Annotated in this window: 9 protein-coding genes; 7 read left to right on the top strand and 2 right to left on the bottom strand. The window is 66.2% G+C overall.

Features of this window, described 5'->3' with window-relative positions:
• Positions 1–77: 77 nt before the first annotated feature.
• On the top strand, positions 78–1,271 hold the full coding sequence (locus RT655_RS04975) for a hypothetical protein (protein WP_313535289.1): 1,194 nt from the start codon (positions 78–80) through the stop codon (positions 1,269–1,271).
• A 55-nt stretch (positions 1,272–1,326) separates the two neighbouring features.
• On the opposite strand, the gene RT655_RS04980 is transcribed toward RT655_RS04975, so the two are convergent.
• Positions 1,327–2,058, bottom strand: a complete 732-nt coding sequence (locus tag RT655_RS04980) for an SDR family oxidoreductase (protein ID WP_313535290.1) — start codon at positions 2,056–2,058, stop codon at positions 1,327–1,329.
• Between the two features lie 81 nt (positions 2,059–2,139).
• On the opposite strand from RT655_RS04980, the gene RT655_RS04985 reads away from it, so the two are divergent.
• From RT655_RS04985 to RT655_RS05000, 4 genes are all read left to right on the top strand, one after another.
• Positions 2,140–2,529, top strand: a complete 390-nt coding sequence (locus RT655_RS04985) for a helix-turn-helix domain-containing protein (protein ID WP_313535291.1) — start codon at positions 2,140–2,142, stop codon at positions 2,527–2,529.
• A gap of 507 nt (positions 2,530–3,036) precedes the next feature.
• A complete protein-coding gene (locus RT655_RS04990) occupies positions 3,037–5,925 on the top strand; it encodes a TonB-dependent receptor (protein ID WP_313535292.1) in 2,889 nt (962 codons plus the stop codon).
• 177 nt (positions 5,926–6,102) lie between these two features.
• Positions 6,103–8,010: a BCCT family transporter gene (locus RT655_RS04995; RefSeq protein WP_313535293.1), complete on the top strand. Its 1,908-nt coding sequence runs from the start codon at positions 6,103–6,105 to the stop codon at positions 8,008–8,010.
• Positions 8,011–8,060: 50 nt separating this feature from the next.
• Positions 8,061–9,602 carry a murein L,D-transpeptidase gene (locus RT655_RS05000; protein WP_313535294.1) on the top strand — a complete coding sequence of 514 codons (1,542 nt, stop codon included), beginning with the start codon at positions 8,061–8,063 and terminating at the stop codon, positions 9,600–9,602.
• A gap of 164 nt (positions 9,603–9,766) precedes the next feature.
• Here the strand turns inward: RT655_RS05000 and RT655_RS05005 are convergent, their stop codons facing one another.
• Positions 9,767–11,689: a peptidase M61 gene (locus RT655_RS05005; RefSeq protein WP_313535296.1), complete on the bottom strand. Its 1,923-nt coding sequence runs from the start codon at positions 11,687–11,689 to the stop codon at positions 9,767–9,769.
• A gap of 485 nt (positions 11,690–12,174) precedes the next feature.
• Here RT655_RS05005 and RT655_RS05010 point away from each other — a divergent pair, with 485 nt between their 5' ends.
• Both RT655_RS05010 and RT655_RS05015 read left to right on the top strand, forming a co-directional pair.
• Positions 12,175–13,134 (top strand): AraC family transcriptional regulator, encoded by a 960-nt coding sequence (locus RT655_RS05010; RefSeq protein WP_313535297.1) that lies wholly within the window; start codon positions 12,175–12,177, stop codon positions 13,132–13,134.
• Between the two features lie 112 nt (positions 13,135–13,246).
• Positions 13,247–14,161, top strand: coding sequence for an SDR family oxidoreductase (locus RT655_RS05015; protein ID WP_313535298.1), 915 nt, complete (start codon positions 13,247–13,249; stop codon positions 14,159–14,161).
• Positions 14,162–14,172: the final 11 nt, after the last annotated feature.

Consider the following 14,172-nt stretch of genomic DNA (forward strand, 5'->3'; position numbering starts at 1 on the left):
CGACGATCCCCTCCCCGATCCCGCGCTGGTTGCTTGCAAAAGCGCGGGCGGGTGAGATCATGCGGCGGGGGAGAAAAATGCGCAACGCGTTGCACGATTTTCAGATGGCAGTGATGGCGGACCCGGGGTTGCAACGGCATCTCGGGACCTGCGACCGCCCCGACGTGTTCGCGGCACGCGCTCGCGCGGCGGCAGATCATTTGGGGCTGCACCTCGAACGAGATGGGCTGGTGCCCCCTGCCCGCGCCGCGCCGATCGCGCAGAGTGCCGCCTGGCCGCCCCTCGCGTGGCTGCCGGTGCGGATTCTCGATACCGACGACGGACCTCTGGTCGATTGGGCTTATTTCGGCGACGACCCGCTGCAGGACAGCTTTTTCGACGACGCGGTCCGCCGCGCGCTGACGCGGCCGTTCAATCGCGTCTTCCGCCATGTCACGACACTCGATGCCTTTATCGACAACGCGCCATCCGACGGAGCCGCCCCCGTGCGCGGGCTCGTCTATCACATGTCGCGCTGCGGCTCGACGTTGGTCGCACAAATGCTGGGCGCGCTGCCCGCGACGGTATCCTTGTCCGAACCCGGCCCGTTGGATGCTGCGCTCCGACTTGCCATGTGTCGGGCGGACTTCGCCGGCGAACGCGGCGGCGCGCTGCTGCGGGCGATGGTAGCGGCGCTGGGCCGCGCGCGAAACGGCGAGCGGCAATGCTTCATCAAACTGGACAGCTGGCACATCCTGGCGTTCCCGCTGATCCATGCGGCGCTGCCGCACGTGCCATGGGTGTATCTGTTTCGAGAACCCGTCGAAGTGCTCGTCTCGCAAATGCGGATGCGCGGGTACCAGACGGTGCCGGCACTGGTCCCGAGCGGGCTGTACGATATCGGCGACGATCAGCCTGGGCCCGAGGAACTGTGCGCCCGCATTCTTGCAAACCATCATTCGGCCGCGCTCCGCGCACTTGCTGCGCCGCACGGCCTCGCGATCGACTATGCCAGCCTGCCAGGCGCCCTGATCGCCGCGATTGCCCCGCATTTCGATATGTCGCTAGGCAGCGCGGACCGGGCCGCGCTCGGACTTGCCAGTCGCGGGGACGCCAAAGCCCCCCTGGATGTCTTCGTTCCCGATCACATCCGCAAACGGGAGGAGGCAAGCCCGGCGGTACGGGATGCGGCCCGCCGCAACCTGCAGGCGCTCCATGCCGAGCTCGCCGTCGCCGCGGGACGTGTCGGCAAAGGGGCTTGTACTGCAATGTCGAGCACGTCGGCGGTGTGAGCCCTCGTCTTCGCCACCGCGCAGATCGACCCCGCCGCCGCCGGCGCCTTCCCGGTTATACCTGCCGCATGCCGCCATCGACACAAAGCTCGGCGCCGGTCGTGAAGCTGGCGGCATCGCTGAGCAGGAATATCGCTGCCGCCGCGACTTCGTCCACACGGGCCATGCGGCCGAGCGGGATCGGGGCAATCAGCGCCTGCCGCATCTCCTCGGATACCGCCGCCATCATGTCCGTGTCGGTAGGCCCTGGCGCGACGACATTGACCCGGATGGCGCGCGGCGCCAGTTCGGCCGCCCAGCTGCGCGCATAGGAGCGTAGCGCGGCCTTGGTGGCGGCATAGGTGCTGAACGGCGTTACCCCCATCACGTCGGCGATCGACCCGATCACTACGACGGAGGCCCCGTCGCGCAGTACCGGCAACGCCGCCTGGATGCCGAACAGCGCGCCACGCACGTTCACCGCAAAATGCCGGTCGAAGTGCTCGGCAGTTTCCTCGGCGATCGTTGCCGGCTCGGACAAGCCGGCGTTGAGCACGAGCGCGTCGATAGGGCCATGATGGCGAAACGACTCGGAGACCGCGCGCTCCAGATCGGCTTGGGACGCAGCATCCGCCACGATGCCGTGCGCGGACGGACCGATCGCTTCCGCAGCCGCCAGAACTTCGTCCCGCTTCCGCCCGGTAAGAATCACCGAAGCGCCGTGCGCGGCGAGGGCCTTCGCAATCGCGAGGCCGATTCCCTTCGCGCCGCCGACCACCAGCGCGACCTTGTTTTCCATGCTTGCCATCTTCCGTCCTTCCGTTGGAGAAGGGCATTCAGATATACCAGGCATATCTGCTATCAAGAACGCACCTGAAGGAGCCTAGATATGGCGCGCAATACCGAGTTGGAGGCACTTTCGTGCAAGGCGATGATGGACGTACCCCGCATCCGCCCCGTGCTCGACAAGATAGCGGACAAATGGACGATCATGATCCTGACGGTGCTGTGCCCGCAGCCGGCGCGCTTCAACGCGATCAAGCGCCGCCTGGACGGCATCACGCACAAGTCGCTCGCCGACGCGTTGAAACGCCTTGAGCGGCACGGACTCGTCACGCGTACCGTGCTGCCGACCAGCCCGATCGGCGTCGAATACACGATCACGCCCCTAGGACACTCGCTTCGCGAGCCGTTCGAGGCGCTCTGTACCTGGGCCTTGGCGCATGAGCAGGCGCTGGCAGCCGCGACGGAAACCTATGACCAGGCACGGGAGGACTAACAGCGAGGCGTCGAGAGCAGAACCCGATCTCAAGCCGACATCGCGCTGTCGAGCGCAGCGGCTGGGCTGGCGAAAGCGCGGAGCATATTGGGCACTGCCGGGCTTCCGTCTCGACACTCGCCAAAATGCCAAGCCAGTTGGGCTCTGCACAAATCTCCGCTTCCCTAGGATCTTCGGCCTGTCCCGACATCGTTGTCACCAACACGCCGCAGGATGGAGGGGGCCTGGCGAAGGTTGCAGCCCCTTCGCATCTAGGAGCGCGCCATCTCCAATTCTTCCGGAACACGGCACGGACCTAGACGCCGTAGCAGTGGCTCACCCCAGCGGCCCGCAACGGAATCATTCCTGCACTGGGATCGCCGTCGGCCTACCCGCTGATGGTAGCGGTCACAATTAAACCGGTTACATTCGAAGCTTGATATCTTAAATTGCTTTTCTCATAGTCTGAAAAATCATAATAATCGCCGCCAACGAGCGGCGCCGACTTCAATGGGAGAGAAACGCGTCATGTCCACGTCGCTCAAACTTTGTCTGCTGCTCGGCAGCGTGTTGGCGGGTGCGCCCGCGGTCGCGCAAACCGGAGCGGCGCCGGATCTCGGCACGTCTGCGCCGCAGAACCAGACGCCCCCGGGGGCTGCGGTAGGACAGGACAGCGCCGCCCCCGCGCAGGCGGACAGCGCGGCCGTTCGCGACGAGATCGTCGTCACCGGCATTCGCGCCAGCCTCAGTTCGTCGGCACAGGTCAAGCGCGAGGCCAATCAGATCGTCGATTCGATCAGCGCGGTGGATGTCGGCAAATTCCCCGACGCCAACATTGCCGAATCGCTGCAGCGCATCACCGGCGTCGCGATCGATCGCTCGGGTGGCGAAGGCCAGTTCATCACGGTCCGCGGGCTTGGTCCCGAATTCAACACCGTCCTGGTCAATGGCCGCGTCATGGCGACCGATAACGCCGGCCGCGAATTCTCGTTCGACGTCCTGTCGTCGAACATGATCCAGCGCACCGACGTATTCAAGTCGAGCGTCCCCGAGCTGCAGGAGGGCGGTATCGGCGCCACGGTCAACATTGTGACCGCCCGCCCGCTCAAGGGGCCCGGCGGTCTGCAGGCCGCCGCGCAGATCGGCGGCATCTATGATCGCTCGCGCAAGAACGTGTCGCCCGATCTCGCCGCGACCGTGTCCTACGCCAATCCGGACAAGACCTTCGGCGTGTTGCTCGCGGGCTCCTACACCAAGCGCCAAAGCCAGACCGACACGATCGCCATCGACGGCTGGATCAACGGCCGCCCGAACATCGTCCAGTTGATCGGCGGCGTGCCGACGCTGATCACCGGCAGCGACCCGCGCTACCCGGTTACCGGCAACGCCAACCTGCCGCAGAGCCTCTATTATCAGCGCGCGCAGGAGGAACGCGAGCGGATCAACGTCTCGGGCGCTATCCAAGTGAAGCCCAGCGACAATCTGGAGATCACCCTCGACGGCATCTATTCGCGCTTCAACATCTCCGGCGTGACGCGCCGCCTCGACAACTTCATGGCTGCCCCGTATTTCCAGCCGACCTTCGACGGCACCAACACCGCCACCAGCCTGACCATGCTGGGGCGGGACTTCATCGCGCAAAATCCGCAGTTCCTGGCAGCCAACCCCGACCTGACCAACAACGGCGTCAATGCCAAGGTCGACCATGTCTACAACACGACCAACCGCAAGTCCGACAGCTATCAGTTCGGCGCCAATCTCAAGTGGAACCCGATAGAAAACATCGAGCTCCGCTTCGATGCCTCCAAGACCGGCGCCAATCGGCGCTCGCCCAACGCCTATCTCGTCTATGGCGCGCTGCTGCCCTACAACTACCAGTTCAAGCTGGACGGCGGGAGCGGCATCCCCTCGATCTCGTACGACAACAACATCATCAACAATGCCGACCTGATGCGACTGCACTATATGGGGATCGATGCCAACCGCTCGCGCGATCGCGGTTCGGAATATCACTTCGATACCAAATGGGACGTCGATGGCTCGATCCTGCGCAACGTCATGGTCGGTCTGTCCTATACCGAGCGGCGCAAGATCAACCGCTCGTTCAACAACAGCGACACGAGCTGCACCTACTGCGGCTATCAGGTACCGATCGCGCAGGGACTGCTGAAGCCCTATCAATGGAGCGACCTGCTCGGCGGCGGGCAGAATATTCCGCCCTCGATGTTCGAGGTCGATCCACAGGCCTTCCTCGCCTATCTCAACAACCCTGCGACGCTCGCCATCCCCTCGAACGGGCGCACCCCGCAGCAGCAGGCGGCATTTGCGGCGCAGGTGCAAGCGCTGGACGGCGGGCCCTTCGGCGTACGCGAACAGCTGCGCGGCACAGTCAACGTGCGCGAACGGCTCACCGCGGGCTATATCAGCATGCAGTTCGGCAACGACCGCTGGACCGGCAACGCCGGCGTGCGCGTGATCCGCACCGCCGTGCTGTCCTCCGGTTTCGACACGCCGGTGACGAGCATCAACAACACCCCCGGCGACGACACGCTGCAATATACCTATGGCCCCGCGACGGCGATCGCGGTGCGTAGCAGCTACGTCAACGCGCTCCCCTCGGCCAACATCAAATACAGCCTGACGGACAAGCTGATCGCGCGTGCCGCCTTCTCGCAGACGATCACGCGGCCGACGCTGACCGATCTAGGCGTCAACAACGACTATGGCGGCCGCATCGCCGTGCCGCTGTCGTCGGGCGGCAATCCCAGCCTGTTGCCGTTCCGCTCGACCAACTACGACGTGTCGCTCGAATGGTATCTGTCGCGGGTCAGCTACATCAGCGTCGGCGGCTTCTACAAGGATCTGTCGGACTTCCTGGAGCTGCAGACGCTACCGGTCGACCGCTTCGGCCGGACCTATCAGGATACGCGTACCCGCAACGGCCAGACCGGCACGATCAAGGGTATCGAAGTCGGCGCGCAATATTCGCTCGACGCGCTGGGCGGCTTCGTCGGCGGCTTCGGGGTGACCGGCAACTACACCTATGTCGCCAGCAACGCCAAGCGCGACCAGACGCTGAGCGACTTCGCCTGCGGCTATAACGGGCTGTCGCCGCACTCCGCGAACGGCAGCGTATTCTACGAGAAATACGGGATCTCGGCGCGGGTATCGTACAACTGGCGCTCGGATTATCTGCGCAACTGCCGTGACAGTCAGTCGCGTCCCCGCAACCGCTCCGCCTACGGACAGCTCGATTTCAACCTGTCCTACGATCTCACGCCCAACTTCCAGGTCTACCTCCAGGGTGTGAACGTGACGAACCAATATATCGATGAATGGTCGGCCATCGAGGAGCGCTACCTGCTGCAGCAGGAAACGGGTGCGCGCTATAATTTCGGCGTCCGCATCAAGCTTTGAGGTGCAGCGGCGGCGGCATCCCCTACCGTCGCCGCCACCATGGCGGCTTCGCCCCCTGCGTGGGTAATTTTCCGCCCCTAGCGGAATGCGGCGCCCGCGAGCATGTGTCGCGCATCATCTAGCCGTCCCAAAATTGCATGCTACCAATCGCTTTCGAAGGCGTTCAGCCATGCAATCATGCTGAAAAGTGCAATCAACCCTCGCGTATTCTGGGGCGCCTCGGCGCTCATCCTCGCCCTGCTCGGCGTCACCATCGCGATGCCCGGCAGCGCCGACCTCGCCTTCAAGGCGGCGCAGGCCTGGACCATCGACACGTTCGGCTGGTTCTACGTCGCCTCGGTCGCGCTGTTCCTTGTCGTCGTCCTCGCGCTCGGTTTCGGGCCGGCGGGCAAGCTCAAGCTTGGGCCGGACGATGCCGAGCCCGACTTTCCCTATCTGTCCTGGCTGGCGATGCTGTTCGCCGCTGGGATGGGCATCGGGCTGATGTACTTCGCCGTCGCCGAGCCGATCCAGCACTATATCTCGCCTCCCGAGGCCAAGAGCGGCACGATCGACGCGGCGCGCGAGGCGATGGCGATCACCTTCCACCATTATGGTGTCCATGCCTGGGCGATCTACGCGCTGGTAGGACTGAGCCTCGCTTATTTCACCTATCGCAAGGACCTGCCGCTTACCTTGCGATCGGGCCTCGCGCCTATACTTGGCAAGCGCATCAACGGGCCGCTCGGCGACGCGATCGACATCTTCGCGGTGTGCGGCACGGTGTTCGGCGTCGCGACATCGCTGGGCTTCGGCGTCTCGCAGATGACCGCGGGCCTGAACTATATCTACGCGATCCCGGATACGCTGACGGTCAAGATCCTCGTCATCATATGCGTCATGGGCGCCGCGACGCTGTCCGTGCTGAGCGGTGCCGACCGGGGTGTCCGGCGCCTGTCCGAGCTGAACCTCGTCATGGCCGTACTGCTGATGCTGTTCGTGCTCGCACTGGGCCCAACGCTGTTCCTGCTGCGCGCGCTGGTGCAGAATTTCGGCCTGTATCTCGATCACTTCGTGCGGCGCACCTTCACGCTCTACGCCTATGAGCCCCGCGCCTGGATGGCGGACTGGACGCTGTTCTACTGGGCGTGGTGGATCGCCTGGTCGCCCTTTGTCGGCATGTTCATCGCCCGCATCTCGCGCGGGCGTACGATCCGTGAGTTCGTCATCGGCGTGCTGTTCGTGCCGACGGCGTTCACCTTCCTGTGGATGACGGTGTTCGGCAATACCGCCATTTGGCTGGACCTTGGCCAGGCTTCCGGCGGCATCGCACAGGCGGTGCAGGCCAATCTCTCCACCGCACTGTTCAAGTTCCTGGAATATCTGCCGGCCGCGAGCGTCACCTCCACCCTGGCGATCCTCCTGGTGGCGGTGTTCTTTGTCACCTCGGCGGATTCGGGCGCGCTGGTGATCGATACGCTGGCATCCGGCGGCAGGGAGGACACGCCGCGCTGGCAGCGCATGTACTGGTGCGTGCTGCTCGGCGTGACGGCCACGCTGCTGCTGGTCGCGGGCGGGCTCGGCGCGCTGCAGGCGGCGACGCTGCTGGCGGCGCTCCCCTTCTGCTTCATCATGCTCCTGCTCGCCTTCGGACTGGTGCGGCAGACCAACGCCGACCTCGCCGGCGTCGCGCTTTCCGACGAAGCCCCCGCAATCAGCGAGCGGCTGAAGCGTCTGGTCGTCCCGGCACGCCGTGCGGAGATCCTGCGCCAGATGACTCGCAATGGCGAGCCGGCATTGCGCGCCGTCTTCGACGCCATGCAGGGAGAAGGCTGGACCGACCTGCGTCTGGAGGTCGAAGAAGCGCAGCTGACGTTAACCGTAGGCCAGCAAAGCAATCGCCCGTTCACCTATCGCATGCTTCCCCGCTCGCGTCCGCTTGCCGCCTATACCGCGCTGGAAGCCTCCGAAGCGCGGCGCAGCGTCGCCTGGACGCTCGCCGTGCAGACCAGCCAGGGGACCCGCCTCCGCGACATCACGGGCTTCTCGACCGAGCAGATTACCGGCGACCTGCTGAACGAACTGGAGCGCTGGCGGACGAGCTGATCATGCCGCAGCGATGGAGCGATCGGCAGGTCGGAGGCGTTGGCAACGCCATGCACTTCAAGACGCCTGGTTACCGCCGCCTGCTAGCGGCCTGCACTATCCTGTCGCTTGCCTCCCCCGCCATCGCCATGCAAGCCACCGAGACGGGCGCCCCGCCCGCAACGCCGGATACCTCGCTCCAAGCGCTGGCGACCGCGCCGGACCTACGGCGCTTCTATGCGCGCATCGGCTGGCGCCGCGTCTGGACGGATGAAGCCGTACAGGTTCTGGGAGCCGCAGTCGCGCGCCGCGCCGATCACGGGCTGGACCGTCTGCGGTTCCTGCCCGAACCGCTCCCGGCCGAAACGCCGGATGCGCGCGATGTCGCGCTCACGCGCGCCGCGCTGCGCTACGCCGGCGCGCTGGCCAAAGGGGTGGCGGACCCCAAGTCCCTGCAGGCCGCCTACACGCTGCCCCGCCCCGACATCGATCTCGTCGCGGGACTGGCGAAGGCACTCCAACGCGGTGAGCTGCAACGCTGGCTGGCCGGACTGGCGCCAGGCGATGCGGACTATGCCCGGCTGTCGGAAGCCTATCGCGCCGCGATTGCCGAACAGCGCCAGGGCGCCGGCCCCGCGCCGCAGATTGCCGCGACGGGGCTGATCCGCCCCGGCGACCGCGATGACCGCATACCGGCTATCGCCAGGCAGCTCGCGGCGGAGGGCTATCTCCTCGAGCCGGGCACGACCGCGCCGGCCCCCTCGAAACTATATACGGACACCATCGCCGATGCGGTGCGGGCGCTGCAGCGGGACTATGGCCTTGCCGAAGACGGCGTGATCGGACCGCGCACCATCGATGTGCTGACCCTCACCCCTGCCGATCGGGCACGGACGATCGCTGTCGCGCTGGAGCGACGTCGCTGGCTGGACCGCGACCCGCCGGCAACCCGCATCGACGTCAACATCGCCGCCGCGCGCCTCACATACTATCGCGACGGCGTGGTCGCCGACACCCGCAAGGTCATTGTCGGAAAGCCGGGCCGCGAGACGCCGCTGCTGTCCTCGCCGATCTATCGGCTGGTCGCCAACCCGACCTGGACGGTTCCGAAATCGATCGAGAATACCGAGCTCGCGCAGGTCGGCCCCGACTATCTCGCCGCCCACAACATGGTGCGGCGGGGCGGCTATATCGTCCAGCAACCAGGGCCGGACAATGCCCTGGGTCTCGTCAAGTTCGACATGGCGAACGATCAGGCGATCTACCTGCACGACACCAGCGCGCCAGGCCTGTTCGAACGCAGCCAGCGCCACTTGAGCCATGGCTGCGTGCGCGTCGAAGACGCGTTGGGTTTCGCGCAGCGCATCGCCGAGGACGAGGGTATCGGCGACCGGTGGCAGGCCGCGAGCATCAGTGGCGAGCAGGCCTTTGTGCCGTTGCCCAACCGCATCCCGGTCCGGCTGCTCTACCAGAACGCCTTTGTCGACGAGACGGGTCGCGTCGCGGTGCGAACCGATCCCTATGACTGGAATGGCCCGGTCGCGCGGGCGCTCGGCTTCGACGATGGCGCACATACGACGTCACGGACCGAGGCGATCGATATCGGCCCATGACTTGGGGCTCGGCGGTATCGCCGTGCCTCTGCTCGAACTTGCCAAGCTGGATCCGCTCCCCAGGCGGTCGCCGAGGGCGTTGCCCGGTTGCACGGCCCCCGCGGCGCTGTCGTCCGTACCCGGCAGGACTCTGCCTCTCGCGCACCGATCGACCCCGACCGCCCCTAGTCTGCCCGGGCGCGGGCCCCGCTGCCGCCCGCGATCCGTCGCGGCGCCAAGAGGGCGCCCAGGGTGTCGGGCTGGTCGGCGATCCGCTCCAGTCGCGGATAGCGCAACGGCCCGGCATAGGGGATCGGCCGATCCGACCTGCCGCCATCCTGTTCGACCGTGAGCGCCAGCGGATGCCTCGCCGAAGCGCGCACCGCGGCGAGGATCGTCTCGGACCCGAATGCCGCCCCATTGATCGCCAGGATACGGACACCCGGACGCAACCCCGCGCGAAAAGCCGGAGCGCCCCAGACAACCGCGCGGACCAAGCCGTTCGCCCGGACGGTCAGCCCGATCGAATAACTCAGATCGGTGACCTCGCTCTCCTCCTCGGCCGCGCGGAACGCCGCCGTCGGCATGTCGGTAAAGATCAGGCGCCAGCCGTGACTGCGCAGCCCGGCGGTCGTGTCGAGGTCACCCTGCCCGTCGATCCAGCGGTGCAGCCACGCCGCCCAGCCGGTGGGCGCGATCGCGTTCAGCGTGGCGCAGATATCCTCGAACGCATAGGTTCGCGTGGGCGCCTCGGGCGTTGCCCGGGCGAAGAAAGCGCGGGCAAAATCGTCGATCCCGCGCGCCCCGCCGGTGCGTGCGCGCAGTTCGCCGTCGACCGCCAGCCAGAGCAGCACGCCCTCCGAATAATAGTCACGCCGCCGCTGCCAGTCGCGCCAGGGCACCTGCTGGCGCAGCATGAAGGCGGGATAATTGACGTCGTCCGACAACGGGCGCCAGGCGCGACCTGGCCGGGCGGCAATCTCCGCAGCCTCGAGCGCGAGCCGGTCGCGCAGTTCGGCCGGGGCGAACTGGCCGGCCCGGGTCGCCAGCACCCGCCCCCAGAATTCCGTCTGCCCTTCATAGACCCATAGCAGGCTGCCCGAGACGGGGACATTGGGCGTGGGCGCCCACAGGTCGGCTGGGGTACGGTAGAAGCCGTTCCAAGCGTGGACGATCTCGTGCGCAATGAGGTCGCGGGAAAGGATCTGCGCCTGCCAATCGCGGAAGAGCGACGCGGGCAAGCCATTCTCGCTCGACGCCCGATGCTCCGTGCCACCCGAGGCGCCATCGTCGCCGAGCCAGGCGAGAATATCATACCGCCCGAAGGGAGTGGCGCCAAAGACCGCCGTCGTCTGGGCGATCAGCGCGCGCAGCTCCGCCACGCGTTCGGGCGGCACGGCCAGATCCTTTGGCTGAATCGCGACGAGGTCCAGCGACACGCTACCGGTGCCGGGTTCGGTCAGCGGCACCTGCTTGGTGTAGCGGCCGGCGAGAATGGGTGCGTCGAGCAAGGTTTCGAGCGAGGTCTCCGCGAAATGCAGTTCCGCGCCTCCGCCGGGCTCGGCCAGCAATGAGGTAAAGGCGCGCAGCCCCGCCGGCAGCGTGACCGACGCGGCGATGCGCAAGTTCCGGGCATACCAGCCGGCCGGATACAGGGCGAGCCGTTGCCAAGGCACGCGCACGATATCCGGCGTCAGCAACTCCCCGCCCGCCACCATCTGGAATTGGACGTCGATCGCCGTCGCGCCCGCGGGTATGTCGACGTGAAAGGCATGCGGCTCGTACGGATCGCGGCGCCAGCGGAGGGGGCGGCCTCCGCCTTCGATCACCAGCCCTGCCAGATCGACGACGCTCAGGCTCGGCCCATGGCTGGCCGCCTCCCAGCGTGGATACAGCAACGTTATCCGGGTGCCGCCCGCCACCGGGATATGTTCGCGCACGGTAAAGATGCGGTGCGCGATATCGGTCGCGTCGACGTGAAGGCCGATCACGCCGTCGAATGGATGATCGACCGGCGCGGGGATGCTCGCTCCGGGCACGCGATACATCGGCCCCTGCCCGGGCTGCGCTGCGGCGCACCCGACTGCGCAGGACAGCGCCCAAGCCATCACGAATATATTGCCGAACCCAACTCTCATCCACCACACTCCAGTCGGGATGGCCCCCGCCTGGCCTAGCGCGACGCCGAAGCGGCTGATAGCGCGCGCGAAGGACGTCGTGGCGTATCCGCCCAGCCGGTTCCTGAAACGCCACACCCTGATGCAGCCCAGCGACACAGCCGCGGCGGCCCGTGATCAGATGCGCGGCCGCCACCCCGGTCAATGTAGTGGGTAATATCCGATCGACCCACGACATAATATTCACCAATAAAATTGTCGCCACGATCGCTGCTTCGGGTGGCTCATCTAAATAGCAAGCTACACCTTCGCCAAATTTATGTGGTCGGGATAAATCCTTTAGGGTTGACGGTGCCGACGGATTTGCCATCTTGATGTGACACCTCGGCTGATCTGCGCCATCACGTTAGAAGGTGTCTTCGATGACCAGAATGCCGGAAACCGCGAAAATCTTGCCTTTTCCTCCAAATGGTGCCGTGCGCGGCGTATCCGCGCATGCCCGCCCGATCGCGCCCCCGGATGATCTCGCGGCGGCGGCCCTCCGGGCGGCGGTGTACGCCCATATCGAGGCCGGCGGCGGCGGCGAGGGGCTGTTTCCCCTGCCGATGGCGGAGGTGCACGTCATCCGTGCGATGCGGCATGTCCCGGCGAACCGGCAAATCTATCGGCCCTCGCTGTGCGTGGTGGTGGAAGGGCTGAAGCAGATCGAGTTTGGTGCGGACTTGCTCGAATATGGCGCGATGGAATGTCTGGTCGTGAACATGGAGATGCCGGCCTCGGGTCGCATCGTCGGCGCCTCTCCCGGGGAACCGTTCGTGGGCATGACGATCGACTTCAACCTGGACCTGTTGCGCGACGTACTGGGACAGCTCGAACATCCGCCCAGACCCGGCAAGCATGACGGACCGAGCATCTTCGTGACGCGGGTGACCGATTCGCTCGCCGATTGCCTCGTCCGCATGCTGCGGCTGACCAAGACCCCCGAGGCGGTGCCGATCCTCTTTCCCGCGCTGATGCGCGAAATGTCTTACTGGCTGCTGACTGGCCCGCTGGGCGGCGAAATCTGCAAACAGCTGATCGCGGACACGCATCTCGAGCGGATCACCCGTGCGATCCGCCTGCTGCGCGAACGCTTTGCCGAGAAGCTCCGGATCGAGGATCTTGCAGAGGTCGCGGGGATGAGCCCCTCTTCGTTCCACCAGCACTTCAAGACGCTGACGTTGATGACGCCGATCCAGTTCCAGAAGCAGTTGCGCCTGATGGAGGCGCGCAGGCTGATGCTGGACGACGCGGCGAACGTCACCGCGGCGGCCTACCAGGTAGGCTATGAAAGCACGTCGCAGTTCACCCGCGACTATAGCCGCACCTTCGGCATCCCGCCGAAACGCGATGTGCTCGAGCGCAGGGCGCTGATCGCAGCGGTCACCGGCGGGTAAGGCGGGTCGGGCAAATCGCGAGGATCGAACAGATTTTTCGTGGCTTCGGGCATGCGGGGCACCGCAGCGCCCCGCTAAGGTGGCGGCAGTTGCACTCGATCCGGGGAAAGACATGCACCGCTGGACCGCTACCGACATACCTTCGCAGCATGGCCGTTCGGCCGTCATCACCGGCACCGGAGGCCTCGCCCTTGAAGACGCCCGAGCCCTGGCCGCCGCCGGCTCCGCGGTGATACTCGCCGGCCGCAACTCCGCAAAGGGCGCGCAGGCCGTCGCCGAGGTTCGCGCGGCGGTGCCGGGCGCGACGATACGGTTCGAGGCGCTGGACCTTGCCAATTTGAGCTCGGTGGCGCGGTTCGCCGAGCGGCTGAACGACCAGCAGGAGGGGCTGGAACTCCTTATCAACAACGCCGCGGTGATGGCGCCACCGTCACGCCTGGAAACCAGCGACGGCTTGGAACTGCAGTTCGGCACCAACTATCTCGGCCATTTCGCGCTCACTGCGCGGCTTCTTCCCCTGCTCAAGCGCGGACGGAAGCCGCGGGTGGTGACGCTCAGCAGCGTCGCCGCGCGTGGCAGCGTGATCGACTTCGACGATCTGCAGGCCGCGCGTCGCTACCGGCCGATGCCGATCTACGGCCAGTCCAAGCTGGCCTGCCTGCTGTTCGCGCTGGAGTTGAGCCGGCAAAGCCGGTGGCATGGCTGGGGCATCGCGAGCATCGCGGCGCATCCCGGCATCGCGCGAACGGACCTCATCGCGAACGGGGCAGGCCCGAGGAGCACGCCGGGCCGGCTCCGGCGCATCCTGCCCTTCCTGTTCCAGCCTGCGTGGCAGGGTGCGCTGCCGACGCTGTTTGCCGCCACCGACCCCTCCGCACAGGACGGGTGCTATTACGGCCCCCACGCGCTGGGCGGCACGCGCGGCTATCCGGCGCTCGAAAAGCCCCCCGCCCCCGCCCGTGACGGCGGCTCGGCGGTCCGCCTGTGGGAGGAATCGTGCAGGCTCGCCGACGTCCGCTTCGCGTGAGCGGCGCCGAG

Origin of the sequence: Sphingomonas sp. (assembly GCF_032114135.1) — a bacterium.
GTDB lineage: Bacteria > Pseudomonadota > Alphaproteobacteria > Sphingomonadales > Sphingomonadaceae > Sphingomonas.